Here is a 24,444-nt window from a genome sequence, read left to right on the forward strand (position 1 = left end):
GTTAAATTGTAAAAATTAGAGTTTTTAATCTAGTCTAGATTCAATGAAATAATCATATTCACTTGAATAAAACATAATAATGAATCGCTCAAATTGAATGTATTTAAAAAAAGAAATAGTTGAATGAACGAAAAATTTTGCAGATAAAATTAAATATTTAAGCGATAAGCTGCTGCAAGCTTCGCCAATCTATGATTAAATTCCCATCTCAATTTGTTTCACTTTCACAAGGGAAAACTCATGCGTGCTTATAATTTCTGCGCTGGTCCTGCTGCACTACCTACTGCCGTTTTAGAAAAAGCTCAACAGGAAATGTTGGATTGGCAGGGGAAAGGCTTGTCGATCATGGAAATGAGTCATCGTAGTAACGACTATGTTGCTGTTGCAGAAAAGGCAGAAGCTGACTTACGTAAGCTCATGAACATTCCTGAAAATTATAAAGTACTTTTTCTTCAAGGTGGGGCATCCCTTCAATTCTCAGCGATTCCATTAAATTTGTTGGGTAAAAATAATAAAGCTGATTATATCCATACAGGGATTTGGTCTGAAAAAGCGTTGAAAGAAGCAAAACGTTACGGTGACATTAATGTGATCGAAGCGGGTACTTTGATTGATGGTAAGCATGCAATTATAGACCAAGCAACTTGGAACTTATCTGCTGATGCTGCATATGTACATTATGCAGATAATGAAACGATTGGTGGTTTACAGTTTGCAGGTGTTCCAAATGTTGAAAAGCCATTGGTATGTGACTTCTCATCAAGTATTTTGTCTGCTCCGCTAGATGTAAGTAAATTTGGTTTAATTTATGCGGGTGCTCAGAAGAATATTGGTCCTGCAGGATTGACGATTGTCATTATTCGTGATGATTTGTTGGATCAAGTAAAACCTGAAATTCCAAGCATTTTGAAATATAACGATCAAGCTAAAAATGGCTCAATGGTGAACACTCCAGCCACTTATGCTTGGTATTTATCTGGTTTAGTTTTTGAATGGTTACTTGAACAAGGTGGCGTGGATGCGATCTACAAAGTCAACCAAGAGAAAGCAAAACTGCTTTATGGTTATATTGATTCGAGTGATTTCTATAACAACCCGATTGCACTTCCAAATCGTTCAATGATGAATGTTCCATTTACGCTTGCTGATGAAGCTTTGGAAAAGACATTCTTAAAAGAAGCGGAGCAGCAACATTTGCTTAACCTTGCAGGACATCGTTCAGTAGGCGGTATGCGTGCAAGTATTTACAATGCTGTGCCACTTGAAGGTGTACAGGCATTAGTTAACTTTATGGATGATTTTGCAAAACGCCATGGTTAATCGCTGACAAATAAAAAAAGCCCTCGAAAATGAGGGCTTTTTTACAAGAATGAAATTTTTAGAAAATGCCAATTTGATGAAAAATAAGTGCTGCTAAAAACATACCAAGTAGAAAAAAGCAAAAAGCACCAACATCAAGTTTAAGGCCTTGGTCACTTGAATGAATAAGACTGGTGGTCGTTTGTTCTGGTATAATTTTCATTAGAACGCCTAAAAATTGCTATTTATGTGATTTTATTTCACTTTATAGCAGTTTTAGCATAAATATTAGTATGAATAAAGATCAATTTCACTTTATTACATACCATTTCACAAAAAACCTATATTCTTCAATTCTAGCCTTGTTTATCCATTACTAACCATTTCATAATACAACGCTCTATTTCATGCTGTTTGTGTACATATTCGTGTACATATCTGCTGATTTCTAATTTTTAAACAATTCTGTGTACATAATTTATTATAGAGTTTGAAATGGCGTTATCTGAAGCTTGGCTTAAAGCAAATAATGGAAAAGAGCGAGAAGCAGTTGAAGTGGTTGCTGATCGTGACTCTATGAGCGTTAGAATATCACCGAAAGGGAAAATTGTCTTTCAGTTACGCTACAGATTTAATAATAAACAAGAGCGTGTTGATCTTGGTACATATCCCCATATGAGCCTTAAAGATGCTCGTTTAGAAGCAACTCGCTTGCGTGGTCTACTGGATCAAAATAAAAATCCAAAATTAGAATTACTAGTCGAGAAAGAGAAAAATATTAATCCAATCACTTTAAATGAAGTTCATCAAATGTGGCATGACTCATATTGCTCTAAAAATAAAAAAGAGCATGAGCACATTAAAAGAATGTTTGAAAATCATTTATTGCCTAAACTTGGTGATCTTCCGATTGACCGAATAGATATAACGGACTGGCTTAAATTATTCGAAGAATTAGCAGCACGTATTCCTGGTACTGCAAAAAATTTATTATCTAATACCAAACAAATGTTGAAGTGGGCAGCAAAACGCAAATATGTTCAAACAAATGTGCTTGCTGATATTTTCCCGAAAGCAGATTTAAATATTGTTTCGAAGCCTACCAAGCGAGTATTAACAGATGATGAAATTAAAGTATTTTACGAATGCTTGAAATGGTCACGACTAACACAAAAAAATAAGCTCTTTCTTGAACTCTGTCTGATATATGCATGTCGTAATGGTGAATTGCGCAGAGCTGAAAAGAAACATTTCGATTTTAAACGCAAAATATGGACGGTACCGCCAAGCAACCACAAAACGGGTTATAAAAATGATAAGACTTTGATCCGACCTATTTTGCCGTATATGGAAGTTTTGATTAAAGAAGCTTTTGAATTAAGTGGAGGGAAATATTTATTCAGCAATGGAAAAGATGAAACTGAATACTTAACAGATGCTGCTTCAACACAATTGCCATCTAGTATTATTGGGTGGGTAAAACGATTTAAAAATGAAACTATGGAGCACTGGTCGCTTCACGATCTAAGAAGAACAGCTCGAACTAACTTTAGTTCATTCTCAAAAAATAGGGATATTCACGAAATTATGCTAGGGCATGTTTTGCCAAACAATCAGGAAGTTTACGATCTACATAGTTATGTCGCAGAACAAACAGAAGTCTATGAGAAGTGGATTGAAAAATTAGAAAGATTAAAAGGTTAAAGCGGTCATACGACCGCCTTTTTACCAATACATTGCTTTTCCCAATTTCTGACTTCTGATAATAAGTAGCGCTTTGGACCACCACCCGCCGAAGCTAATGCAGGAGCAGGGAATGGTTTTCCCCACTGTGTTTTAACTTCCCAACGCCACAACGTAACTTTGGTTATTCCGAACATTTCACATACTTGGTCGGAAGTAATATATTTAGCCATTCACCCCTCCGCACGTTTACGAATTTTATTAACTGTGCCGCGATTCATTTTTACCAAAATGGCAGCTTGAGAAATGTTGCCCCGTGTTTTAATCAGGGCTTTCTGAACAATCACGTTTTCAAGATGGCGAATAAGGTCTCTCACTTCACCTTTTTCAATTGCATCTTCAATATTGCGTTCTGTTAAAACCGTTGTCATTTCCCACCTCTTGCTGCATTAACAGCATCATCAGACCGACCAAACACATTGCGAAAAGCCTTATCAAACCCACCGCTTGCAATGAATTGGTCGATGCAGTTTTTTGGCTTCTCATGTACCGCAATATAATTTGACAGTACGTGGTAATACAGGTCAGCGTTTGAATCACGCACTTCCAAAATAATTCCAGTGCCATTATTTACGCGTTGTCTTAAAGTTGCTTCTAGCTTGCGAACAAAGGCGCTGTGCAAGTGATGTGATTCGCTCGTTATGTTGTATAAAGCGCCTGTTTGACCTGTATCTAAAACCAAGTTAAAAGGCTTGTCCTTGTGCAGCTCACCAATGATGAAGTTCGCTACAGCAATGTTTGTTTGTTGAATTTCAGTCATTGGCTGGCTCCTGTGGTTCGATCATGGCATTAACTTCATCCTGAACCAATGACTCGATTTTCTTAAATTCCTCAAATGAATCTGTATCAACAAGCCAGTCATCCGTCACGCAATTCAAAACTTTAACTAAGTCTTTCTTATTTACCAAAACAAACCCTTCAGGCACCGCTTGGGCTTTGGCTGCTTGCCAAATGCGAAGCGAGTTATTTGCGTGGTCTACAATTTCAGTGTGGTTTTCTTCTACGCTTAACTGCACGTATTTCTTCACACCCCAACAAAAAGCAATTTCTTTGCTTGGTTGATATACAGACTCAAACTGCTTTAACTCATGAATATCCATCACGCCACCTCAACTCGGTCTTTTGTTAAATTCGTCGAAAGCCGACATAAATTTATCAACAGTAAAATTAATGCTTTTCTTTGCTCCTTCTGGTTCAAATTGATTTGCATACGAAGCGAGACCAAGCCAAAGAATAGAAAATGCAAACAGCTTTGCTGAATCAGGATCTTGAGATTTCATTTCATCAAGCATTGGCGCGATTAATTGCTTAAATACTTGTTCGCCTAACTGATCAGCTGTACCTTCAAAATTTATTAAATCTATTTTCTTCATCACGCCACCTTCAAACTTTCTAAAAACTCTTTGCCATTGTTTAGATACTGCTTTAAGAAAAGCATGTATTTTTGCTTCATCGGCTTGTTCATTCGACCTAAATAGTCCATTTCTAAGCGTTGCTTTGCATTGAAATACTGGACTGATGTTTGTGTACGCTTTCCTTTGAATCCGCCTTTAATTAGCCAAATCTCAAAGCAAGCGAGGATGTTTTTACTCACCATGTCACACCCACCATGACTGCAAGCACAGTCAAAATTAAAATCCCAAGTTTGAGCTCGATCATGCTGCGACCTTCAATGAAGCCTTTGCTTCTTCAATAGCTCTATTAAATGCTCGAACATCACGCTCTAAACCCTCAATATTCAGATCTTTAGCAAAAACACGAATAATGATGATCTGCAATTCAGGTTCTAAACGTGGGTCATAGCTCACGAAGTCACACCATTCACGACGAGTACAAGCCAGTTGCGAAGTAATCTGAGGTATGTATTCATCAGGCACTTCTTTAGTGAGTAGCGTATTTAAATGAGTTGTAGTGTCAGGGCATTTAACTTCGATCTGCCCATTTTCTCCGACCAATCCATCAGGTGATGCACCAAACATTTCAATGAAAGGGTGGTCGATTAAACCAGTACCATTAACAAAGTAACCTGTCTCATTTTCATATGCTGCGATTGCATGTTGTTCGTTATCGATTCCCCATTGCATATAAAAATTCGTTGGTGTTTCTTTCTGAACGCCAGTGAGGCGCTCAGCTAGAATTGTTAAACCTAATGCGTTTAAAGCTTTGCCTTTACTTGGCTTTGCATTTAAATCCTTAACTCGGCTTGCTGTGACTTTGCCACAGCGTTCCGCATACCAATCATCACTACGCTGGAGAATGTTCATAGGTTTCTCCTTGTGGTTGATCAGCTCGTTGAGCAGCTTCTTTTAAAGAAACACTATGAATTGACCAGAAGTATTTTTTGCATTCGCCTTTAGGTAATTCAACATATCCAGTCTGCAAAGCTTCTGAGCCTTCCATAGCTAATGCACGCATATTGTTTAAGTGTTGATCTTCAAATTCTTGATAACCTTCAGGGATATTAGGTGTTACATCCTTAACAGGTTGACCGCTTTCAGCAATTCGTTCTGCTTCGTCTTGGTCGTGAATGCCGACGAAGCCGAAAGCCAAACGAGCACATTGAATTGTTGCTTTGTGACGCAAGAAGCGTGAAGGGTGACTTTGCCATGGACCTTCTACCACATAACCTGTTTTTGATTTGAATGGTGCGCGATAACATTCGGATAGATACTCACGAACTACTGTTGGATGTGTACGATCTTTGCGATAGATAACGCACTCAACCCATTCAGGTGCGTCAACTTTTGCACCATCCATGCGAACCATATTTTCTGAAAACTTAAACTCCATTCCATCAAAGTTAGAGTTTCCATTAATGATGCGTGACCATCCATCTACACCAACAACAGGGATAATCCCTTTATTTTTATCAGGGAAAGCATAAATTTCTTTAGTCCATGGGTTTAGCTTGTACTGACCTGCAACAATTAGTAGTGAAGCCATTTGTGCATCCGTAGCTTGTGTTTCAGTACGGAATGCAGTTTGAATCAGTGTTTCTTTCAACTCTTGAGGATTAACATTTGCCAATCCCAAAGTTTCAGCAACGTGTGTAATCTGAGTTGTGATTAAAGTGTTTTGTACTGGTGCATTCATTTCTTAATCCTCAGTATTTGATTGAAACGTTTGGAATTTGGTTTTTAGCAATTGCAGTAATGACAGCTTTTGCTTGACCTTCATCAAGTCCAATTGCGCATAGTTTGTTTAGGATTTCTTGATTGATAGAGCGCATATGTTCAACATTGGCTAAACGCGCTTCTTCTGCTTTACGTTCAGCTGCTTCTTTAGCTGCTTGTTCACGTTCGATACGTTGACGCTCCATAGCGGCAGCTTGTTGTGCTCGTAATTCAGCTTCTTCTTTTTCAGCAATTAAGCGTGCTTCACGTTCAGCAGCTTCACGTTTTTCACGCTCAGCTTTTTCTTCAGCTTCTTGCTTTTCACGCTCAACTCGACGTTGTTCTGCTAGTGCTTTAGCTTCAGCTTCAATACGCGCTTTATCAGCAGCTTCTTTAGCGATACGCTCATCACGTTCACGTTGTTCACGCTCTAATTGTTCTTTGCGTAAACGCTCTAATTCAGCTTGTTCAGCTTCATATTTTTCACGCGCAGCCAGGGCAGTGCGTAACTTTTCAAGAGTTTCAAATTTTGCAAGTTTTGCTTCTTGTTCGAATTCTTCAAAAGAGGAATCGATTACTTTGTTTTCAAGTGTTTGAATCGCATCTTTAATACTTGCAGCATCCCATTCACCGCATAGATTTGCAGGCATTTTGATAACCACAACTTCTTCCTCTAATCGCTTGATTCTAGCTTTCTCAGCATTTTCAAAATCAGTAAGAGGTTTGCGGATTTCTTCCTGAAGTAAATCCATGTTGTCGCGCCAAAACTTACGATCCGCATCAATAACAGCTGCTTGAGCTTTGATTCCAGAAACAAGTTCTTTGCCATAGTTATCAACTGTGGTTTTGGTACGTGCAAGGTTGTAAGCGTAAGACTTAAGTGCATCACGCTCTTTTTTGTCATTCATATTGAAAACAATTGAACGAGCATTATTAGCAATTTGCTCGTAAAGCGATTTAGTGCCGTTTTCTTTTTGAAAAGCCGCCACAATCACGTTTTGATCTATAACTTGTAATTCATTAACTTGAGCATTCATCTCTATTCTCCGAGCAAATATCTGCACAATTCCCTTACTTTTTGGATAAATTGCGCAGATTTGTTCTCATTAGGCTGCTTTCTTTAAAAGCTGTTCTGTTTTTTGTGCTTCAATCGCTTTGATTGCAGCAATCCAGTTTTCGTATTCGTTGCGATCTAAATGACCGAATGCATGTAGTGTCTCTACCGCTTGATTCAGCTCAGAAGTTGTATAAACTCGATCAAGCTTTGACTTCATGTTCGAGAGATATGATTGAGCGTTCATGCTTTAATCCCCCTTATATCGACTATTTGAATAGATCGGAGAATCAACAACTCGATGAACATAAGCAGTCTTGTGAGATACTGGCTTAGTCATCAAATGCTCAGGTTTAGGAGGGCAGTCGTGAGGGATATTGATATCAGAGACAACCTTTAAAGTCGCTTTGATCCCTTTACTCTCCAATGACTCATTGAAGTCATGAAGGAATTGAGCCATGTTCATTCTGCACCCCCAACACGAACAGTCATTTCAACTGATTCACCGCTTTCAAGCTGACGAATTAGATTTTCAGTCTCAAGTTGTTGCTTGGTTTTGTTGAAGTTTGCAAAGTGAAAGGCAGCACCTAAAATCAGAATGCATACTGCTAAAACAGCAAATAATGACACCGCTTGAAAAACCACAGTTTTAACTGTAGTAAAACGATTTTTGTTTTGACGTTTGATACACTCAGCAATGAATGCCTGGTGCTCTTCGTTGACCAAATTGGTTTTTATGTTCATACTCATCTCACTCTTTGAGTAAAAGTCCCGCGTCGCCAAACTGTCGGGGCTTTTTTGTTGTCTTGATGAGATTATTAAACCAAAGGTATAAAATTAAATCAAGTAAAATTTAAACCATAGGTGAAAATAATTTATACCTAGGTTTAATGTTTTCTGATAGACAAAAGAAAACCCACACTAGGTGGGTTTAAGAAAATTCATTAAATTAAGTTATCATTGGTCCAGCAATTTCAATACTTGATATAAAATCAATTGGTATTGCTATTTTCTCTCCACTCTTGGTCTCAAAGTGTATCCAAATAGCCGAAGCCTCTTTCTCAAAGCTTACACTGATTACCTTTACATGATTATATGGTTCAGCATCGTTAGGTAGGATGATATTGTGCCTACAATTATCTCTTACAATATTAATAAGAACTTCGTTAATTGATATCTGTTGAGCTAGGCTTAATTCTCTATAAGTGTGTAGTTCAGGCGGTTTTTTATTTTTCACGTCTTATCCCGCACGCCAAAATTGACGACCCATAACTTTAAAATTCAAACCATTTTGTTCTGTAACTTCACGATCACGATATTTGGGATTTAGGCTATGTAAAATCAGCTTTCCACCTTCTTCCTTGAATATCTGCTTAATCATGCCTTCACCTTCAAAGTACACAGCATAGATTTCACCATCAATGATTTCGGTTTGAGATATGTCAATCCCAACAAGATCTTGGTCATGAATAAAATCAGACATACTATCGCCCTTAGCTTTGATAATTCTCATGCATTTTGGGTCAACATGCTTTCTTTGAAAAAAAGAAGGTGGGAAGGGAAACTTTCCATTAATAACATCAAAATGAAACTCGATTGATTCACCAGCGCCACAAGAAAAATTAGCTTCCACCACGTCAATCCAAATAAATCCGTTTTCAGTTTCGTAATCAACAACAGTAGGCTCATGAATATCATCTACATCAAAAGAAGAATCGTCTTTCTTTGTTAAGCCATGCTTATCCATGAACTGCTGCATGTTGAAGTTAGTTAAATTCTCACTTTTCTTGCCATTTAAAAGCCATCCAGCATCAACTTCCAGCAATTCAGCCAACTTATCTAGAGTCTCTTTGCTAATTTGTCCCTTTTTCCATTTAGAGGGAGCTTGAGGCGACAAACCTATCATTGTGGCAGCTTTTGCCCAAGATAATTTCTTAGCGTTCAGAGATTCTTGAATGCGCTCAACCATTGTGCTCATAACTGTCATCACTTGAAACCTTTGGTTAAATTTTCGTATAAAAAGAATAAAAATGAAAGCAACCATAGGTTGAAATAAATTTTAACTCATGGTTTAATAAAAATATCGAAGTGGTATAAATAAGGTTTAAATATGAATCCTATTCAACTAGCTATTGATGCTGTTGGTGGGCGAACCTCAGCAGCAGCATTGCTCGGGATTTCCTATGTAGCTGTGCGGAAAATGGCAGAGAAAGGTGTTTTACCAAGAACTGACTACACAGGCGAAACGAATTACGCACAGATTTTTGCAGAGCATAGCAATGGAAAATTAACCAAAGAGTGGTTGCTTGATAAAGCGAATCCAAAACATTTAGCAGCTTAAGGACAAATGTATGAGTCTCGAAAAAAAATCTACGCATGTGCGTTTGTCTCCTGAAAACCATGAGCGAGCAAAAGTTCTCGCTGAAATCAAAGGTAAAGACCTTGCTCAATACCTTGCATATTTACTTGAGAAGGAAATAGCAGGTGAGTGGCATGTACTTAATTTACAAGCAAAATCATTTGAGCGCTTGGGATTAGGAGCTTTGATGCGGGATCTCTCTACAGAAGTAATTTTCGGTGAGGGATTGGAAGGGATTAACGGGAATCAAGGGCAATAAAAAACCGCTTTCCAGTTACAGCTGGCAGCGGTCATGTTCAGTGAGATAAATCAAATGAACTATCAAATATTAGCAGACATTGAACTAAATCGAAAGATTAGTTTGTTTCAGAAAGCGGTTGAGGCTTATGCGCTTAATCGGACACTCGAAAATTCCCAAGCAGTAGCAAAAGCTAAAGCTGACTTGGCTTGTTTTGTGTGGGGTGGCTGATGAGTGCGTTAAAACAAGCTGAGATCATCCCAATCTCAAAAGGTAAGAGCAATATGACAGATAAGTTTGAGGAAGGTCATGTCCGCTCAAGTTGGCAGTACAGACGTGATGTATATCCATTCTTATCTGATGCAGCTCGCCATGTCTATTTCATGCTTGAGGGCTATATCAATGGGTTTAATAAAGAATCTGACTATGTTAGCTACTCACAGCTTCAAGAAGAAAAGCGTCATAAAGATAATCCAAAAGCTAGAAAATCAAGTTCAAAAACCGTTAGTAAAGGGCTTGACGAGTTAATTTCATTGGGTGTTATCAGTGTTATTTCTACACATCCAAAATTGGGAAATCAGTACAAAATTAACGAAGTTTCACTAGCTGACCACTTTACTAAGGAAAGTACTTCACCTAGTAAAGCGCTTTACCTAGTAAAGCACGACCACTTTACTAAGGAAAGTACTAGCACTTTACCTAGTAAAGACACAATAGATAATACTTATAGAAATATTTATAGAGAGAGTGACGCTCAACAAAACCAAGTCGATGAAGTTTTAAAAATTTGGGAACCTGATTTACATCAACTCAATTCTTGGATGCAAAGATCGGGCTTACCGAAAATCAATCAAGCTCAAGTTGAAGAATTACTTCTTGAAATCAATCCTCATTACGAAAGCAAAATTCACACTGGCGCAGTGACTACCACTCAGATGTATTCAAACTTCGTGAAGTGGGTAAAACGTGATTTCAAACTTGTTGAAAAACTTTTCAAGCAAGCAGAGCAAAACAACACTCAAGCCATTAACCCTAAAAACATCAAAACAGAGATGGGGGATTGGTAATGAGTCATATTCACAATATCCCAATGGAACAAGCTGTACTCACAGCATTGATGACTGTTGCAAATTCGTTTGATGTGGTGAGCAATGATCTTGATGTGGACTGCTTCTTTCCTGAAAGACATAAGCAAATCTTCACAGCTATTGCAGAACTGGCAAATGATAACAAGCCTTACGATTTCGTAATGGTTGAGCAGCAACTCAAACAGAAAAACGTAATCCATTTGATGGGTGGTTCTGAGTACCTACTGCAAATGAGCAGTGAAGCGCCTTCGAGTTTTTATAATCTTGAGTCATACACTGCTGAACTAAACAAATTCAAAGCTCATCGTGAAGTTGAAAAGATGGGTGAAAGTATTGCTCAAATCTCACAGGACTTAACCATTCCAGATATTCACATTGCAGCCGAAGCAATACTTGATGGTAAGAAAACTGGAACTGATGCGGAAAAATCTAGCTTCACTTTTGAAGAAGCAATCAAGCGCTCTGTAGATCGATTAATTGAGAAAGCGGAAGCTAAAAACAACAAGCAATACGCAGGAGTGAAATTCAATCTAGCTCACTTGGATAACCTAGTTGGATTAATTCAGAAAGGTCATTTTTGTGTGATTGGTGGTAGACCAGGTTCAGGTAAATCAACACTGGCTCAAATGGTCGCTATTCAAACCGCTGTCCAGTTTCGTGAAGCTGTCTTGGTTGTATCGGCTGAAATGGATGTTGAGACGTTCACTAACCGTTGTATATCAGCTTTAACACATATTCCTTACGACAATATCCACAATGCTGAATTGTATGACGGCATGTTGGGACAGTTTGCAGAAGCTCAAAGCCGATTCAATAAATTACCAATTCACATCGAAGATAAGCAAAAACCAACGATTGCGGAAATCCACTCATACGCTCGTAAAGCGAAGCGCAAATATAAGCAACTTGGTTGCATCATCATTGATTACTTGCAGCTTGTGCGAGATCCAAGCAAGAAAGACCGCTATCAAGAAGTCAGTTCAATCAGCCGTGATTTAAAGGCATTGGCTAAAGAGTTTAATTGCCCAGTGATTGCGTTGGCTCAATTAAACCGTGAATCAGAGAAAGGTAAGCGCCCTAAGGCTTCTGATCTCAAAGAATCGGGTCAGATCGAACAAGATGCAGATCAAATCATTTTAGCTCATCCAATTCTTAACTCAGAAGATGAGTTACCTAGCGGCATTACAGAAATCATCGTTGCTAAAAATCGACATGGCAAACGAGGCGTAGTTCGGGTTATGGACCGTTTAGATATTTGTCGCTTTGTGGGTATTAGTGAAGAAGTGGGAGGTGGGGCGTGAAACATAACCTTATGCTTGGCGATTGCCTCGAGCGAATGAAAGAAATCGAAAGCGGTACCGTGGATATGATTCTTTGTGATTTGCCTTACGGTACCACCTGCTGCAGTTGGGATGCTGTTATTCCATTCGAGCCACTTTGGGAGCAATACGAACGAGTAATCAAAGAGAATGGTGCAATTGTTTTATTTGCAGCTCAACCATTCACAGCAGTACTTGCAACATCAAATCTAAAGCTATTTCGTTATGAGTGGATATGGGAGAAACCTGCCGCTACTGGATTCTTTAATGCACATTTCCAGCCGTTACGTGCTCATGAAAACATCCTCGTGTTTTACAAGGCTAAACCAACATTCAATCCGATCAAAACGTTTGGACATGAACGCAAGACAGCGAAGCGTAAAGACATTGGGTCAGAGCACTACGGCAAACAGGTAAACATTAAATCTTATGACTCAACAGAGAGGTACCCGCGTTCAGTTCAATTATTCAGTAGTGATAAGCAGAAATCGAACTTTCATCCAACGCAAAAGCCAGTTGCTCTTTGTGAGTACTTGATTCGTACATACACAAATGAAGGTGAAACAGTACTCGACAACACAATGGGAAGTGGTACCACAGGCGTTGCTTGTGTAAACACGGGCCGTTCATTCATTGGGATTGAGCAAGAGAAAAAGTACTTTGACATAGCGCAAGAACGCATTGCTCAAGCAGGTACCGAGAAAGACATGCAGCCTGATCTATTTGGAGAAGCGGTATGAAACACCCACTAGACAATCAAACTGTGGATTGGTGTGAAGTGACTATGCCGCTTGAAGTTGCACAGGCAGCACTGGCTGCAATGAGAAAAGTATTTATGGATTGGGATGTGTTGAATGAGAAGCCACCAGAGTTTTTAAAGCACATGCAGGATTTGGTGTATTACGTGGAAAAAGCAGGGGGTGAGGTGTGAATATTAAACGTATCGTGTGTTGGTTTAGTTGCGGCGCTGATTCAGCTGTGGCGACAAAAATTGTATTGCAGCAAGCACCCAAGCTTTACCCAAATGTACCAGTAGTGATTGTGAACAGCCCGATTAAAGAGGAGCACTCGGATAATGAACGCTTCTTAAAGGACTGTGAGGTTTGGTTTGGTCAAGAGGTTATTAAAATTTACAACCCTAAATACCCAGTAGGCAAAAACTCAATATACGAGGTTTTTAAGAAAGGGTTTCTTAAGGGTCCAAATGGCGCTCCTTGTACAACACAACTTAAGCGCATTCCTCGTGGCTCATTTCAACAAGCGGGTGATTTGCATGTATTTGGCTTTGACTTGGATGAAACTGACCGCGCAATAGATTTTGAAGAGCGAAATTCAAATATTAAGACATGGTTTCCATTGATAGGCGCTTATCTCTCAAAAGCCGATGGCCTTGCAATGCTCCAAGACGCGGGTATTGAAATTCCTGTGATGTATAAGCTTGGCTACTCAAACAATAACTGCATTGGCTGCGTAAAAGGTGGGATGGGTTACTGGAACAAGATACGCAAGGATTTTCCTGAAGCTTTTAGTCGTATGGCAAAGGTAGAGCGGGAAATTGGTCACTCTATCTTAAAAGACCAAAATCGAATCCCTGTTTATTTAGATGAGTTAGACCCTAGTGCGGGCCGCATTCAAGATGAGCCAAACATTAGTTGCTCTTTTAGTTGTGTGATAGCCAAAGAAGATTTTGAGTGGGGTGCAGCGTGAATACAAGGCTGAAAGTTATTGAGAACAACATTGCATTGCTTAGAGCAGCAGTCACTCGTTCTAGCCGTATCTCTACGCAGGATTGCGCCGACATTATAGGTTTGCACAGAAGATCAGCACAGCGCTATTTGGCCGATCTTGAGAGATTAGGCTACCTGGTGGGCGATGGGTGCACCCCACTTGGCTATAAAGCCACTGACAAGACAAAACAATTATTTGGCGTGAAAGGAGAAAGCAAATGACTCCAACACTAAGCCAAATTAGAGCTGCTTTGCAGAACCTAGCAGCGAAGAAAGGGCGTCCCGATTATGAGCTTTGTACTGCTAAGGAGGTGAAGATGGCTTTTGAGCTAGGTTTAGATCATCCGTTGATTGAGGAGTTGAGGGGGTTGATTGAGTTTAAACCTGTAGTTGATGAAGTTGTGCGTACACATCGAGTATCACACGCAAGATTGGTAAAACACCGTGTTTATCCAACAGCAGAACAGGCGAAAGAAATAGTTGATTGGATAAGAAGTTATGGCGGGCGTTTGGTTGATGTTGCAAGGATTGCAGGATGTGCGCATTCAACACTCTCTCTAATTAGATCGGGAACTAGGCAATCATTCACACTAGACATTTACAACAAAATCATGAAAGCACGAAAAGAATTAGAGGGGCTGGCGGCGTGAGAAAAGCAAAACAAGCACCTAAAGCAAAACACTATCAGTTGCGTTGGAATGTATTTCATGCAGTCGATGTGGTTGAGCAGTACGAAGCTCAAACGGGTGATAAAAGCGGTGTATTGCCTTATCCAGTTTTAGCAAAGATTTATCAAGGTAACTTAATGCCAGCTCTGCAACTTGGAACGATTGCTAATCATCAAACTTATGGTGTGACGTTCTTCGCAAAGATCAAGAAAGAATCGGGCGAGGAAGGGGTTGTGGAACGTGGATTTAGAATTGATACGCCAATGAAGTTATCTGAGTTCATAAATGGTTATGAAAATTGCTATGTGAACAAAGGGCATGGCTTAAAAGTCAAAGGATGGAAAGGCGCTAAGGAAGAATGGTTGTCGATGATGGATGAGGAGTTCCATAACGACACATGCCTGGATGCTTGGGCAGTGGCGAATTGTTTGGTGAGGGCTAAGGCATGAACTTCAAACTAATGATGACTCTAAGAAGCAAATACAATCAAGGTCTCAGAACTAAAGAAACACTCGAAGCAAATCGTATGTACTTGAAATTGCGATTAAACGGTTTGTTAAAAGAAGCAAAGGCAAACATGACAAGCCGTGACAAGGAGCAAAGCCAATGAATGCGATTAATAAACAGAATGGGGTGAGCATGTTTAAGGTAGGTGAAGCTGTAGTTTTAAAAAAAATTAGTCAAAACAAGGTTATGAAGATTCAAGCCTACAAAGACGAATTTATTAGAGCTTATTGGAGCAAAAAAGAATACTCGTTTGCGCATGAGTCAAACTTTAGACACGCAACTGAACAAGAAATCGCAGCAGGGCATCGTATTGATTTAGAAACCCTCCGCGACTGTGACCCCAGTCCGAATTGCAAGAAGTTTGATGAGAGGGTGAAGTGATGAGAAGTGAATTTGAGACACTAGAGCAATACCAAGATTCAATGAAAAAATTTAATGAAAATACTCGAATAGGATTTGAGAATTTTATTCAGTCACATGGTTCAGAAAGAAACAAGCTGCAACTCAGATGCACTCCTTACACAGATAAGAAAGGCGGCTATGGTTCTTTTGATTTAGATTTTGGGTTGTCTGTTTACCAACACCAACAATCCAAAGTGGATGAGCTGCAAAAGCGGGTGGATTTAGCCATCTTAGGTATTAATGGTGTTATGCGTTGGATTGATGAAGATGCAATAGATGATGCTGATTTTATAAGAGGTGGTGTTTTAAGTGCATTGAGACGGTTAGAGCAAGCGCTCAAGGGTGGTGGGGAATGAAGCGAATAGTTCTAGGGCACATAGCTGCTTTGGTTGCTGCTAGCCAGTATGCTGAAGCAAGTCCTGTAAAAGAAAGAAAAGACGAATTTAACTTAAAAAAGCTTCATTACTCAATCCCTAAAGAGCCAGAGACTTGGCAGGGAAAAGGTAATAGAAGAAAACCTAGAGTTAAGTGAGGGTGACCAATGACAACATTCAAAGAGGCTCAAAGAAGCAGATCGAAAGCTGTGGCTCGCTCTAAACGCGTTCACAAGGTACCTACAGAAGATCAAGAGCAAATTACTCTCATGTCATGGGCACATCATGTGAAGTATAGGAATGGTCGCCTTTCTGATTATTTGATTCATATCCCTAATGGTGGATCAAGAAATGTTATTGAAGCAGCTAAGTTTAAAAAGATGGGAGTTAAAGCAGGCGTTCCCGATCTTCAATTGTTAGTTCCAAATGGTTTGATTCACGGCTTATGGATTGAACTCAAATCAAAGGCAGGCAAGTTACAGCCAAGCCAAAGACTCATGATCCAGCGTTTAGAAGAACAAGGTTATATGTGCAAAGTCTGCTTTGGGGCGGACGAAGCAATACAAGAAATTAAAAAGTATTTATGTATTTGAGGTAACGGTATGAATGCAGCGGTGAACACAAAAGTTATGGATTGGTCTAAATACACTTTGGATGAATGGCTTAGTCAATATGGCGCGTTCATATCAATCAATCGTATGCGTGGCGGGAATGAGCCTGATGATCTTGGTATCAATCAAATCTATTGGCTTGTTCAGCAGAATGCTACAAAGCCAGCACGCAACAATAAGACAATCATTCTCAAGATGACTGATTTTGAATATGAGCAAGTTCAACAACTACTACGACAAATTCGTTGTTCAATTTCTATCTGTCAGTCAGCAAAAGTAGCTGTAGAACTGTACATTCAAAAGCAAGTGCGAGGTTTAACACTGGATCAAATGGATAGCGAATTTAAATTAAGCCGAAGCTCGATTAACAACATGATTACAGCAGGGCGTTGGTATTTAGCAGGACATGACAAAAGACTTGTCATTTAAATGAGAAACACGTATATTGTGATATAGTGGACGAAGTTATAGTAATTCACTAAGTATTTAAAAGCTCATCGAAAGGTGGGCTTTTTTGTTGTCTATAGAAAAATAATGGTGTCGCTATGGACGAAGAAGAACTCAAACAAATTGAAGAAGATTGTCAGCAGTTTAAGAACGTAATCAAAACGGTGTTTTATTTGGCTGTGATGTTATTTGCAGCTTATTTGGTTTGGTGTAATTGGTGATTGTATGGATATGATCGAAGCAAAGAAGAATCTTGAATCATTACATCAAGACAAAGAAAAATTGTAAAGTCTTAATCATCTCAATTCAACGTTTCAGTTTAAGCAAGCATGTCAGCATCGTATTCATGATATAGACAAGCAGATCAATAACATTCAGCGCAATATAAAACGCTATGCGAGACCGTAAACGACTGGGTGAGATTAGAAAGCTACCTTGTGTAAGGTGTGGCAATCCTCCACCAAGTGAAGCATGTCATGCGAATTGGGCTGAGTTTGGTAAGTCGATGGGGCGAAAGGCTGATGATGAATATACTGTTAGCCTGTGTAGAAATTGCCATTACTTGTTAGATACATATCAGCTTGGTAGTCGAGAAGAAACTAAGAAGCTATTTGAACAATGGTTAGTCAAGACTGAGCTGATGATGGGTAAGCATAATGAAGAATGTTTCTAAGCTTGAACCTATAACGCTTATCATTAAATCATTTGAAGAAGTAGGTCGTGCTATTGCGTATATGCACAAGCATCATGCAGATGCTTTGAGTGATGGCAAGCCGTTGGTGGTGCGTATAGATCAGAGACAGGAAACATTATCTAGCGCACAAAGAAGATTGTATTGGCTTTGGATGACTGAGTACGGCAAACAGCGCGGACTAGATAAAGAAGAAGCGTCTGCATTCTTTAAATACAAATACCTTTTGATTATTTATAACCGTGACAATGTTGGCGAGTATCCCGAAACATTCAAGGTTATGCGTGATTTGAAAAAGTCGGGCAGTTCAGGTTATGAACCATTAAGACAGTTTGTATCGAATCGAATGAGCATCACGGAAGCCACAACAAAGCAGATGGCTGAATTCTTAACTGATATTGAGATGTGGTGTTTAAAGGATGGTGTGAAGCTGACTTGTCCAGATGATTTGAAGTATTTGAGAGAACAGTAAGAGGTGGGTATGAAACTCACACAAGAGCAAGCCGCACTAGCTGATGAGTTGAATGGTCGTCAAAAACTGTTTGTGTTTGGGTTGATGAGTGGAAAGACTCAACGACAAGCATATTATGATGCAGGCGGTACAGCTAAAACAGATCAAACAGCCGATGCGTGTGCAAGTGAAATCCTAAGTAATCCTAAGGTGAAAGCGTTTTATGACTCACTGATGGATAAGGCTGCTGAAGAAGCACAAGTTGACGCTACTTATGTTCTAAAGCGCCTAGTCGAAATCGACCAGATGGATGTCTTAGACATCATGGACGAAAATCTAAATATGAAGCCATTGAAGGAATGGCCTAAGATTTGGCGTCAATACATATCAAACATCGAAACAATCAGCATGGATGATGGCGAAGGTTGGCTTAAAAAGATCAAATGGCCTGATAAGGTGAAGAATCTTGAGCTGCTGGGCAAGCATATTGCAGTGGGTGCGTTTAAAGACAAGATTGAGCACACAGGCAAAATCGAGATTAGCGACATTAGTGATGATGCTTTAGATAAGCGTATTCAAGAATTGGAAAGCAAGGTGATGCAAAATGACAAGAGAGGAGAAGCTTGAATATTTGGCATTACTTGAAGAAAAAGCAAAGCGTTTAGAAAAATATAGATATAAAGATTTTGGCAACAAGCTTTACCCATTTCAGCGTGAAATGATCTGGGCGTCAAAACAATATTCACAAGTTATGCTCATGGCTGCAAACCGTGTCGGAAAAACCATGACAGGGACTTATATTGATGCGATTCATGCGCTTGGTCATTACCCTGATTGGTGGGATGGGCATGCTTTTGATCATGGGCCTTTAATTTGGCTTCTTGGTTATTCTGGTGAGAAGTGTCGAGATTTATTGCAGACTCCAATTTTTGGCCGTCGTGTTGAGAATAATTGGGTGGGTGGATTAATTCCACCTGAATACATTCTTGAACATGAGTCAATGATTGGCACACCAAACGCTATGCGTACTGTTTACGTGCGGCATGGTGGTGGTGGTGATGTTCAGTACCAAACATCAAAGGTTCAATTCTGGTCTTATTCACAAGGTCAGCATGCATTAATGGGCGACTCGCTTGATTGGTATCACATTGATGAGGAGCCAAGAGATCAGACAATTTTCCCACAGGTTTTGACACGTACAGCAACAGGCGACCAAGGGCAAGGTGGTCGTGGAATCTTGACGTTTACGCCTGAGAATGGCCGCACTGAACTAGTTGTTCAGTTCATGGACACACCAAGCCAGGGACAGTATTTGATTCGTGCTGGATGGGATGATGTAACACACTTAACTGAGCGAACGAAAGAAACTTTGCTTGCATCATTCCCGCCACATCAGCGTGAAATGCGCACCAAGGGTATTCCGATGCTCGGTCATGGTCGTATTTATGATCTGAGTGAAGATTTTATTACGTGCGACCCGTTTGAAATACCAGATCACTGGATGGTCATTGGCGGAATGGACTTCGGTTGGGACCATCCACAAGCGCAAGTTCAGCTTGCTATTGATATGGATAGCGAAACCATTTACGTCACTCATGCATGGAGACAGCGACAAGTATCGCCAAACGATGCGTGGGGGTCTGTGAAGACATGGCAGCAAGGAGTTCCGATTGCATGGCCTTCTGATGGTCTGCAAACAGAGAAAGGCTCAGGTAATCAGCAGAAATCGTACTATCAGGAAGCTGGCTTTAACATGCTGGCAGAACGTGCCACATGGCCTGATGGCTCAGTAAGTGTTGAAGCAGGTCTTTTTGAGATTCTCGACCTTATGCGTAAGGGTAAATTCAAAGTGTTCAAAGGGCTTAGAGTATTCCTAGATGAGTTCTTGCAATACCATCGTGATGATAAGGGCAAGATCGTGAAATCTGGTGAGGATGTGCTTGATGCAGCGCGTTATGCCTACATGATGAGACGCTACGCTATTCGCAAGGGCTTAGTCGGAAAACCAAAAGAAATAACAATCAATCCAATCCCAACAATTAACCGTTGGTAATCAAATGGAGTCAAGTCGTGACTGATAAAGCAGATCGACTTGCCAAAATCCACGAAACCGCAAAGAAACAATTTGATAAAGCTCAATGTGCTGTTGCTGATGAACGCCAACAGTGCTTAGAGGATCGTCGTTTTTATTCTATTGCTGGTGCTCAATGGGAAGGCAAGTTAGGCGAACAGTTTGAAAACAAGCCTAAATTTGAAGTCAATAAGATTCACTTGGCTGTCATTCGTATTATCAATGAATATCGCAATAACCGCATTGGTGTGAACTTCATTAGTAAAGATGGCGTGAGCAATGATGACTTGGCTGATACCTGCGCAAAGCTTTATCGTGCAGATGAACAAGACTCAGGTGCAGATGAAGCTTATGACAATGCATTTGAGGAAGCGGTAGGTGGTGGCTTTGGTGCTTGGCGTTTACGTGCTGAATATGAAGATGAGGACGATGAAGAGAACGAGCATCAGCGAATCAGAATAGAACCTATTTTTGATGCTGATACATGCGTTTTCTTTGATCCTGATGCTAAACGCCAGGATAAAGCAGATGCGAAATACTGCTTTGTTTTGACTTCAATGTCATGTGATGCATTCAAAGAAGAGTTTGGTGAAGATCAAGACCCATCATCATGGTATAAAACGATTAGCAATAGTCACTTTGATTGGGCGTCAAAAGATTCTGTTTATGTCGCTGAATACTACAAGGTCGAAAAGGTTAAAGAGAAGATTCACATTTTCCGCTTAATTGATGGCTCTGAAGAACGATATACAGCAGAACAACTTGAAGAAGAACCAAGCATTCTTGATGAATTAAATGCAACTGGCGCGCAAGAGGTTCGTGTCCGAGATTTTGAGCGCAAGCGTGTTCGCAAGCTTCTTATGTCTGGTCTTGGTGTTCTTGAGGATTATGGCTATATCGCTGGTCGTCATATTCCAATCGTACCTGTATATGGCAAGCGTTGGTATGTTGACAACGTAGAGCGTTGCATGGGTCATGTACGGCTCTGTAAAGATGCTCAGCGACTGAAGAACATGCAGTTGTCTAAGCTTGGGGAAATCAGTGCGCTATCCAGTGTTGAGAAGCCAATTCTAGCACCTGAACAGGTTGCTGGCGTTCAGCACATGTGGGCGAATGACAATATTGAGAACTATCCGTTCCTATTGGCTCATCCGCTTAAAGATGCAATGGGCAATGTTGTTGCTCAAGGTCCAGTGGCTTACACCAAGCCGCCAAACGTACCACCAGCAATGGCTGCTTTGCTTCAAGTTACTGAACAAGATTTATCAGACATTCTGGGTAATCAAGAATCAGGCGATGAGATTGTTTCAAATACCAGTGGTGTTGCAATCGAGATGATTCAAAACCGTTTGGATATGCAGTCTTTTATCTACATTTCGAACTTTGCTAAAGCGGTGCGTCGATCTGGTGAAATTTGGCTGTCTATGGCTTCTGAGCTGTATGTTGAAGATGGTCGAACAATGAAGACGGTAGGCAATCAGGACGAGATCGACTCAATCGAGTTATTTAAGCCTGTTTACAACCCGACTTCTGGTGAAGTTGAGCATACAAATGACTTAACCAAAGCTAAGTTTGATGTCGCAATCGACATTGGACCAACATCGACCAGTAAGCGCAATGCAACGGTACGCTCACTAACCAACATGCTTCCTTTGGTAGCCGACCCAATGGATCAACAAGTGCTGTCATCCATGATTATGATGAACATGGAGGGCGAAGGTGTTGGTGAAGTTCGTGAATATTACCGCAAGAAATTACTGCGTATGGGTGTTGTAGAGCCAACCAAAGAAGAAGCTCAGCAACTCGCACAAGAAGCCCAAAATCAGCAGCCTGATGCAAATACGCTGTATCTACAATCAGAAGCTGAAAAGAATAAATCACTCGCAATTAAAGCACAGGCAGACACTGAACTTGCAATAGCAAGAGCAGAGGAAACCAAAGCTAAAGCTATAGATTTAATGACACGCCTAGATATGGACGAGCGACAAGCAGTGCTTGAAGCAATTAGCCAACTAGGTATGCAACCACAACAGGCAACCGTTCAGCCTACACAGAACGAGGAAATGCAATATGTCAATTGAAGACCTGCGCACAGAACTGGATGAAGAAGACAACATCGACCCGATTGAAGACAATCAGGAAGTTGAAAGTCAGGGCGATCCAGAAGAAACCCAAGATGAATCAAACCAATCTGATGATAAGACGTCTGAAGATGAAGAGTTTGTTATTACGGTGGGCGATGAAGAGCCTGAGCCATCCGATGAGGATGATTTTAGCGGAAAACCAGCGCCAGCATGGGTAAAAGACCTTCGCAAAAAAGAGCGGGAAGCACGTAAGCGCATCAAAGAGCTAGAAGCTCAGGTGCAACAGGCTAAACCTGCTGTCAAACCGATTGAAGTTGGTCCAAAACCAAAGCTTGCCGACTTTGATTATGACGAAGATCAATTTGAAAGCGCAGTCGAGCAATGGCATGAGCGTAAACGTCAAGTTGAACAGCAGCAGGCAGCAAAGCAGGCTGAAGAAGAAAAGGCTAAGCAAGCATGGCAGAACAAAATGCAAAGCTATGAAGAGCGACGTCAAAATGTAGCATCCAAAGTTCGTGACTTTGAGGAAGTAGAAGAAGCTGCAAAAGACAAACTCACAGCAACCCAGCAGGGCATTTTGATTCATGCTGCCGAAAATCCTGAATTGATTTTGTACCACTTGGGGAAAAACCCAAAGAAAGCACAAGAGCTTTCTGAAATTACAGACCCAATTCAATTCGCCTTTGCCGCAGCAAAACTGGACTCTCAAATGAAAATCCAAACTCGTAAACCATCAACTCAACCAGAGCGAAAACCTAGCGGATCGGCTGGCTTGTCTGGTGTGGTAGATCAAAAGTTAGCGCAACTCGAAGCAAAAGCAGCGAAAACTGGTGATCGTACCGAGCTGATTAGATACAAAAAATCTTTACAGAAATAAGGTGAATACTTATGGCGAACTCATTTGCTAAAAAAATTGATGTTTTCTTTGATGATGTTGTGGCTGGCTTTGATGCAACCAATATCAGCTCTAAAAACGTTTCTCAATACAAAGCACCTGCTGAAGCACTTGCTTTAAATGGTCAGACTTTCCACCGTCCAATGCCTTTGATGACAGAAATCGTTGATGGTCGCGATATCTCTGGTCAGTACAAGGATCTGGTAGAGCTTACCGTTCCAGCTACTTTGACTGAATCACACATCCGCAACGTGCCAGTCAAATTGACAGGTGTGGACTTAAATAATCCGTATGCTTTTGACAATATTGTTAAAACATCAAATATCTTGCTTTCTAATAAGTTGGATACATTGGTTGCTAACCGTGTTGCAGAGCGTGGTACTTTGGCTGTAATCAACGCAGCTGCAATCGACACTTACGATGATGCTGCAGAAGCTGATGCGCTTATGCTTGAGCAACAAGCGACTCGTGGCGAGCGTATCATGCTGTTAAATCCACGTATGGCGAAAAACATTGCTGGCAACCTTGCTGCACGTCAAACAATGAACACAGCACCAATGAACGCATATCAACGCTCTACGCTACAGCCGATTGCAGGCTTTGATACTTTCCGTGTTGATTACGGTAAATCAATTACTGGCTCTGCAGGCACTGGTTATACGGTAAGTGGTGCGCAGTCATACACGCCAGTTTCTGCCGATGTGAATGGTATCCCTGCTGATAACCGTACTCAAACCTTAGTAATTGTAACTGGTACGGGCGCTGGTACGGGTGCGGCAGTTGGCGATGTGTTCACAATCGCGGGTGTATATGCGGTTGGTCATATCAACAAGCAATCTACAGGTCAGCTTAAAACTTTCCGTATTCTTGCAATCAATGGTGGTAACTGGACGATTTCACCTGCAATCGTTCCTGCAGATGGCACAGCAGCAGCTCAAAAAGCTTATGCAAACGTAACAACTGGTGCGGCAGATGGTGCAGCAATCACCATCCTGAACAAAAAGACCACAGCAGCAAGCGTGTTCTATGAAAAATCAGCAATTGAAATTGTGCATGCTGACTTCAATACTGAGCCGTTTGAAGCTTCAGGTAAGCGTGTTCGTAAAGCGATTACAGATAGTGGTATTCAGATCGTGATGTTGTCTGACTCTAACGTCGATACATTAGCGGCTAACTACCGTTTATTTGTATGGGCAAACGTGGAAGTGCTTAACCCTGAATTAGCTGGCATCATGCTGGAAAATCAGGCCTAAAACAAAACCATGACGACAAATGCCCGCTATATGCGGGCGTCGTCATTTTT

42 protein-coding genes are annotated in these 24,444 nt (G+C 40.5%); 27 read left to right on the plus strand and 15 right to left on the minus strand.

Going from position 1 to position 24,444, the window contains the following annotated elements; all coding sequences use genetic code 11:
- Positions 1 to 240: 240 nt before the first annotated feature.
- The gene (serC, locus tag Q9Q86_RS02175) at positions 241 to 1,320 is read left to right on the plus strand and encodes a 3-phosphoserine/phosphohydroxythreonine transaminase (protein ID WP_112986290.1); all 1,080 of its coding nucleotides are present in this window, start codon (positions 241 to 243) and stop codon (positions 1,318 to 1,320) included.
- Positions 1,321 to 1,378: 58 nt separating this feature from the next.
- Here serC and Q9Q86_RS02180 read toward each other — a convergent pair whose 3' ends face one another.
- Positions 1,379 to 1,522, minus strand: coding sequence for a hypothetical protein (locus Q9Q86_RS02180; RefSeq protein ID WP_004913649.1), 144 nt, complete (start codon positions 1,520 to 1,522; stop codon positions 1,379 to 1,381).
- Between the two features lie 272 nt (positions 1,523 to 1,794).
- Between Q9Q86_RS02180 and Q9Q86_RS02185 the strand changes: the two genes are divergently transcribed.
- A complete protein-coding gene (locus tag Q9Q86_RS02185; RefSeq protein ID WP_112986289.1) occupies positions 1,795 to 3,003 on the plus strand; it encodes an integrase family protein in 1,209 nt (402 codons plus the stop codon).
- Between the two features lie 5 nt (positions 3,004 to 3,008).
- Here Q9Q86_RS02185 and Q9Q86_RS02190 read toward each other — a convergent pair whose 3' ends face one another.
- The 14 genes from Q9Q86_RS02190 to Q9Q86_RS02255 all read right to left on the minus strand — a co-directional run bounded on the left by Q9Q86_RS02190 (position 3,009) and on the right by Q9Q86_RS02255 (position 9,196).
- Complete coding sequence (locus Q9Q86_RS02190) at positions 3,009 to 3,215, minus strand: AlpA family transcriptional regulator (RefSeq protein WP_112986288.1); 207 nt, start codon at positions 3,213 to 3,215, stop codon at positions 3,009 to 3,011.
- Positions 3,216 to 3,413 (minus strand): helix-turn-helix domain-containing protein, encoded by a 198-nt coding sequence (locus tag Q9Q86_RS02195; RefSeq protein ID WP_112986287.1) that lies wholly within the window; start codon positions 3,411 to 3,413, stop codon positions 3,216 to 3,218. It lies immediately after the preceding gene.
- A complete protein-coding gene (locus Q9Q86_RS02200; protein WP_112986286.1) occupies positions 3,410 to 3,802 on the minus strand; it encodes a hypothetical protein in 393 nt (130 codons plus the stop codon). The genes Q9Q86_RS02195 and Q9Q86_RS02200 overlap by 4 nt, the downstream gene beginning before the upstream one ends.
- Positions 3,795 to 4,142: a hypothetical protein gene (locus Q9Q86_RS02205; RefSeq protein WP_112986285.1), complete on the minus strand. Its 348-nt coding sequence runs from the start codon at positions 4,140 to 4,142 to the stop codon at positions 3,795 to 3,797. The genes Q9Q86_RS02200 and Q9Q86_RS02205 overlap by 8 nt, the downstream gene beginning before the upstream one ends.
- A 9-nt stretch (positions 4,143 to 4,151) precedes the next feature.
- The gene (locus Q9Q86_RS02210; protein ID WP_112986284.1) at positions 4,152 to 4,415 is read right to left on the minus strand and encodes a hypothetical protein; all 264 of its coding nucleotides are present in this window, start codon (positions 4,413 to 4,415) and stop codon (positions 4,152 to 4,154) included.
- The gene (locus tag Q9Q86_RS02215) at positions 4,415 to 4,639 is read right to left on the minus strand and encodes a hypothetical protein (protein WP_112986283.1); all 225 of its coding nucleotides are present in this window, start codon (positions 4,637 to 4,639) and stop codon (positions 4,415 to 4,417) included. The genes Q9Q86_RS02210 and Q9Q86_RS02215 overlap by 1 nt, the downstream gene beginning before the upstream one ends.
- A gap of 58 nt (positions 4,640 to 4,697) precedes the next feature.
- Positions 4,698 to 5,306: a lambda exonuclease family protein gene (locus Q9Q86_RS02220; protein ID WP_112986282.1), complete on the minus strand. Its 609-nt coding sequence runs from the start codon at positions 5,304 to 5,306 to the stop codon at positions 4,698 to 4,700.
- Positions 5,287 to 6,135 carry a phage recombination protein Bet gene (gene bet / locus Q9Q86_RS02225; RefSeq protein ID WP_112986281.1) on the minus strand — a complete coding sequence of 283 codons (849 nt, stop codon included), beginning with the start codon at positions 6,133 to 6,135 and terminating at the stop codon, positions 5,287 to 5,289. Before bet ends, Q9Q86_RS02220 begins: the two co-directional genes overlap by 20 nt.
- Before the next feature lie 10 nt (positions 6,136 to 6,145).
- Entirely contained in the window at positions 6,146 to 7,192 is a 1,047-nt protein-coding gene (locus Q9Q86_RS02230; protein ID WP_112986280.1) for a hypothetical protein, read from the minus strand.
- A 69-nt stretch (positions 7,193 to 7,261) separates the two neighbouring features.
- Positions 7,262 to 7,456 carry a hypothetical protein gene (locus tag Q9Q86_RS02235; protein ID WP_112986279.1) on the minus strand — a complete coding sequence of 65 codons (195 nt, stop codon included), beginning with the start codon at positions 7,454 to 7,456 and terminating at the stop codon, positions 7,262 to 7,264.
- Positions 7,457 to 7,459: 3 nt separating this feature from the next.
- On the minus strand, positions 7,460 to 7,675 hold the full coding sequence (locus Q9Q86_RS02240) for a hypothetical protein (protein WP_112986278.1): 216 nt from the start codon (positions 7,673 to 7,675) through the stop codon (positions 7,460 to 7,462).
- Positions 7,672 to 7,953 carry a hypothetical protein gene (locus tag Q9Q86_RS02245; protein WP_112986277.1) on the minus strand — a complete coding sequence of 94 codons (282 nt, stop codon included), beginning with the start codon at positions 7,951 to 7,953 and terminating at the stop codon, positions 7,672 to 7,674. The genes Q9Q86_RS02240 and Q9Q86_RS02245 overlap by 4 nt, the downstream gene beginning before the upstream one ends.
- A 205-nt stretch (positions 7,954 to 8,158) precedes the next feature.
- Positions 8,159 to 8,446, minus strand: coding sequence for a hypothetical protein (locus Q9Q86_RS02250; RefSeq protein ID WP_171293742.1), 288 nt, complete (start codon positions 8,444 to 8,446; stop codon positions 8,159 to 8,161).
- 3 nt (positions 8,447 to 8,449) lie between these two features.
- Complete coding sequence (locus tag Q9Q86_RS02255) at positions 8,450 to 9,196, minus strand: LexA family transcriptional regulator (protein ID WP_112986276.1); 747 nt, start codon at positions 9,194 to 9,196, stop codon at positions 8,450 to 8,452.
- A gap of 123 nt (positions 9,197 to 9,319) precedes the next feature.
- On the opposite strand from Q9Q86_RS02255, the gene Q9Q86_RS02260 reads away from it, so the two are divergent.
- The 25 genes from Q9Q86_RS02260 (at position 9,320) to Q9Q86_RS02380 (ending at position 24,394) form a co-directional block, all read left to right on the plus strand.
- Complete coding sequence (locus Q9Q86_RS02260; RefSeq protein ID WP_112986275.1) at positions 9,320 to 9,550, plus strand: hypothetical protein; 231 nt, start codon at positions 9,320 to 9,322, stop codon at positions 9,548 to 9,550.
- A gap of 10 nt (positions 9,551 to 9,560) precedes the next feature.
- Positions 9,561 to 9,827 (plus strand): hypothetical protein, encoded by a 267-nt coding sequence (locus Q9Q86_RS02265; protein WP_061519342.1) that lies wholly within the window; start codon positions 9,561 to 9,563, stop codon positions 9,825 to 9,827.
- A gap of 54 nt (positions 9,828 to 9,881) precedes the next feature.
- The gene (locus tag Q9Q86_RS02270) at positions 9,882 to 10,037 is read left to right on the plus strand and encodes a hypothetical protein (RefSeq protein WP_171293741.1); all 156 of its coding nucleotides are present in this window, start codon (positions 9,882 to 9,884) and stop codon (positions 10,035 to 10,037) included.
- On the plus strand, positions 10,037 to 10,873 hold the full coding sequence (locus tag Q9Q86_RS02275) for a hypothetical protein (protein ID WP_112986274.1): 837 nt from the start codon (positions 10,037 to 10,039) through the stop codon (positions 10,871 to 10,873). The genes Q9Q86_RS02270 and Q9Q86_RS02275 overlap by 1 nt, the downstream gene beginning before the upstream one ends.
- Positions 10,873 to 12,195 (plus strand): DnaB-like helicase C-terminal domain-containing protein, encoded by a 1,323-nt coding sequence (locus tag Q9Q86_RS02280; protein WP_112986273.1) that lies wholly within the window; start codon positions 10,873 to 10,875, stop codon positions 12,193 to 12,195. The genes Q9Q86_RS02275 and Q9Q86_RS02280 overlap by 1 nt, the downstream gene beginning before the upstream one ends.
- A gap of 11 nt (positions 12,196 to 12,206) precedes the next feature.
- Positions 12,207 to 12,953: a site-specific DNA-methyltransferase gene (locus tag Q9Q86_RS02285; protein WP_112986301.1), complete on the plus strand. Its 747-nt coding sequence runs from the start codon at positions 12,207 to 12,209 to the stop codon at positions 12,951 to 12,953.
- Positions 12,950 to 13,144 carry a hypothetical protein gene (locus Q9Q86_RS02290; RefSeq protein ID WP_112986272.1) on the plus strand — a complete coding sequence of 65 codons (195 nt, stop codon included), beginning with the start codon at positions 12,950 to 12,952 and terminating at the stop codon, positions 13,142 to 13,144. The genes Q9Q86_RS02285 and Q9Q86_RS02290 overlap by 4 nt, the downstream gene beginning before the upstream one ends.
- Positions 13,141 to 13,920 carry a hypothetical protein gene (locus tag Q9Q86_RS02295; RefSeq protein WP_112986271.1) on the plus strand — a complete coding sequence of 260 codons (780 nt, stop codon included), beginning with the start codon at positions 13,141 to 13,143 and terminating at the stop codon, positions 13,918 to 13,920. Before Q9Q86_RS02290 ends, Q9Q86_RS02295 begins: the two co-directional genes overlap by 4 nt.
- On the plus strand, positions 13,917 to 14,162 hold the full coding sequence (locus Q9Q86_RS02300; protein ID WP_112986270.1) for a helix-turn-helix domain-containing protein: 246 nt from the start codon (positions 13,917 to 13,919) through the stop codon (positions 14,160 to 14,162). Before Q9Q86_RS02295 ends, Q9Q86_RS02300 begins: the two co-directional genes overlap by 4 nt.
- Positions 14,159 to 14,590 carry a hypothetical protein gene (locus Q9Q86_RS02305; RefSeq protein ID WP_112986269.1) on the plus strand — a complete coding sequence of 144 codons (432 nt, stop codon included), beginning with the start codon at positions 14,159 to 14,161 and terminating at the stop codon, positions 14,588 to 14,590. Before Q9Q86_RS02300 ends, Q9Q86_RS02305 begins: the two co-directional genes overlap by 4 nt.
- Complete coding sequence (locus Q9Q86_RS02310; protein WP_112986268.1) at positions 14,587 to 15,057, plus strand: hypothetical protein; 471 nt, start codon at positions 14,587 to 14,589, stop codon at positions 15,055 to 15,057. Before Q9Q86_RS02305 ends, Q9Q86_RS02310 begins: the two co-directional genes overlap by 4 nt.
- Positions 15,054 to 15,218: a hypothetical protein gene (locus tag Q9Q86_RS02315; RefSeq protein ID WP_171293740.1), complete on the plus strand. Its 165-nt coding sequence runs from the start codon at positions 15,054 to 15,056 to the stop codon at positions 15,216 to 15,218. Before Q9Q86_RS02310 ends, Q9Q86_RS02315 begins: the two co-directional genes overlap by 4 nt.
- Positions 15,215 to 15,496 carry a hypothetical protein gene (locus Q9Q86_RS02320; protein ID WP_227540260.1) on the plus strand — a complete coding sequence of 94 codons (282 nt, stop codon included), beginning with the start codon at positions 15,215 to 15,217 and terminating at the stop codon, positions 15,494 to 15,496. Before Q9Q86_RS02315 ends, Q9Q86_RS02320 begins: the two co-directional genes overlap by 4 nt.
- Positions 15,496 to 15,873, plus strand: a complete 378-nt coding sequence (locus Q9Q86_RS02325) for a hypothetical protein (RefSeq protein WP_112986267.1) — start codon at positions 15,496 to 15,498, stop codon at positions 15,871 to 15,873. Before Q9Q86_RS02320 ends, Q9Q86_RS02325 begins: the two co-directional genes overlap by 1 nt.
- The gene (locus Q9Q86_RS02330) at positions 15,870 to 16,049 is read left to right on the plus strand and encodes a hypothetical protein (RefSeq protein ID WP_075315851.1); all 180 of its coding nucleotides are present in this window, start codon (positions 15,870 to 15,872) and stop codon (positions 16,047 to 16,049) included. The genes Q9Q86_RS02325 and Q9Q86_RS02330 overlap by 4 nt, the downstream gene beginning before the upstream one ends.
- A gap of 9 nt (positions 16,050 to 16,058) precedes the next feature.
- Positions 16,059 to 16,484 (plus strand): VRR-NUC domain-containing protein, encoded by a 426-nt coding sequence (locus tag Q9Q86_RS02335; RefSeq protein WP_112986266.1) that lies wholly within the window; start codon positions 16,059 to 16,061, stop codon positions 16,482 to 16,484.
- Positions 16,485 to 16,493: 9 nt separating this feature from the next.
- Positions 16,494 to 16,931 (plus strand): hypothetical protein, encoded by a 438-nt coding sequence (locus tag Q9Q86_RS02340; RefSeq protein ID WP_112986265.1) that lies wholly within the window; start codon positions 16,494 to 16,496, stop codon positions 16,929 to 16,931.
- Between the two features lie 116 nt (positions 16,932 to 17,047).
- Positions 17,048 to 17,170 (plus strand): hypothetical protein, encoded by a 123-nt coding sequence (locus Q9Q86_RS02345; RefSeq protein ID WP_260564124.1) that lies wholly within the window; start codon positions 17,048 to 17,050, stop codon positions 17,168 to 17,170.
- Positions 17,171 to 17,343: 173 nt separating this feature from the next.
- On the plus strand, positions 17,344 to 17,622 hold the full coding sequence (locus Q9Q86_RS02350; protein ID WP_112986264.1) for a hypothetical protein: 279 nt from the start codon (positions 17,344 to 17,346) through the stop codon (positions 17,620 to 17,622).
- Positions 17,606 to 18,112: a hypothetical protein gene (locus Q9Q86_RS02355; RefSeq protein ID WP_112986263.1), complete on the plus strand. Its 507-nt coding sequence runs from the start codon at positions 17,606 to 17,608 to the stop codon at positions 18,110 to 18,112. The genes Q9Q86_RS02350 and Q9Q86_RS02355 overlap by 17 nt, the downstream gene beginning before the upstream one ends.
- 9 nt (positions 18,113 to 18,121) lie before the next feature.
- The gene (locus tag Q9Q86_RS02360; protein ID WP_112986262.1) at positions 18,122 to 18,718 is read left to right on the plus strand and encodes a terminase small subunit; all 597 of its coding nucleotides are present in this window, start codon (positions 18,122 to 18,124) and stop codon (positions 18,716 to 18,718) included.
- The gene (locus tag Q9Q86_RS02365; protein WP_112986261.1) at positions 18,696 to 20,144 is read left to right on the plus strand and encodes a terminase large subunit domain-containing protein; all 1,449 of its coding nucleotides are present in this window, start codon (positions 18,696 to 18,698) and stop codon (positions 20,142 to 20,144) included. Before Q9Q86_RS02360 ends, Q9Q86_RS02365 begins: the two co-directional genes overlap by 23 nt.
- Positions 20,145 to 20,161: 17 nt before the next feature.
- The gene (locus Q9Q86_RS02370; protein ID WP_112986260.1) at positions 20,162 to 22,243 is read left to right on the plus strand and encodes a portal protein; all 2,082 of its coding nucleotides are present in this window, start codon (positions 20,162 to 20,164) and stop codon (positions 22,241 to 22,243) included.
- Positions 22,233 to 23,123 (plus strand): hypothetical protein, encoded by an 891-nt coding sequence (locus Q9Q86_RS02375; RefSeq protein ID WP_112986259.1) that lies wholly within the window; start codon positions 22,233 to 22,235, stop codon positions 23,121 to 23,123. The genes Q9Q86_RS02370 and Q9Q86_RS02375 overlap by 11 nt, the downstream gene beginning before the upstream one ends.
- Positions 23,124 to 23,134: 11 nt before the next feature.
- On the plus strand, positions 23,135 to 24,394 hold the full coding sequence (locus Q9Q86_RS02380; RefSeq protein ID WP_112986258.1) for a P22 phage major capsid protein family protein: 1,260 nt from the start codon (positions 23,135 to 23,137) through the stop codon (positions 24,392 to 24,394).
- Positions 24,395 to 24,444 lie beyond the last annotated feature (50 nt).

Source organism: Acinetobacter sp. A22, assembly GCF_030913345.1.
Taxonomy (GTDB): Bacteria; Pseudomonadota; Gammaproteobacteria; order Pseudomonadales; family Moraxellaceae; genus Acinetobacter; species Acinetobacter junii.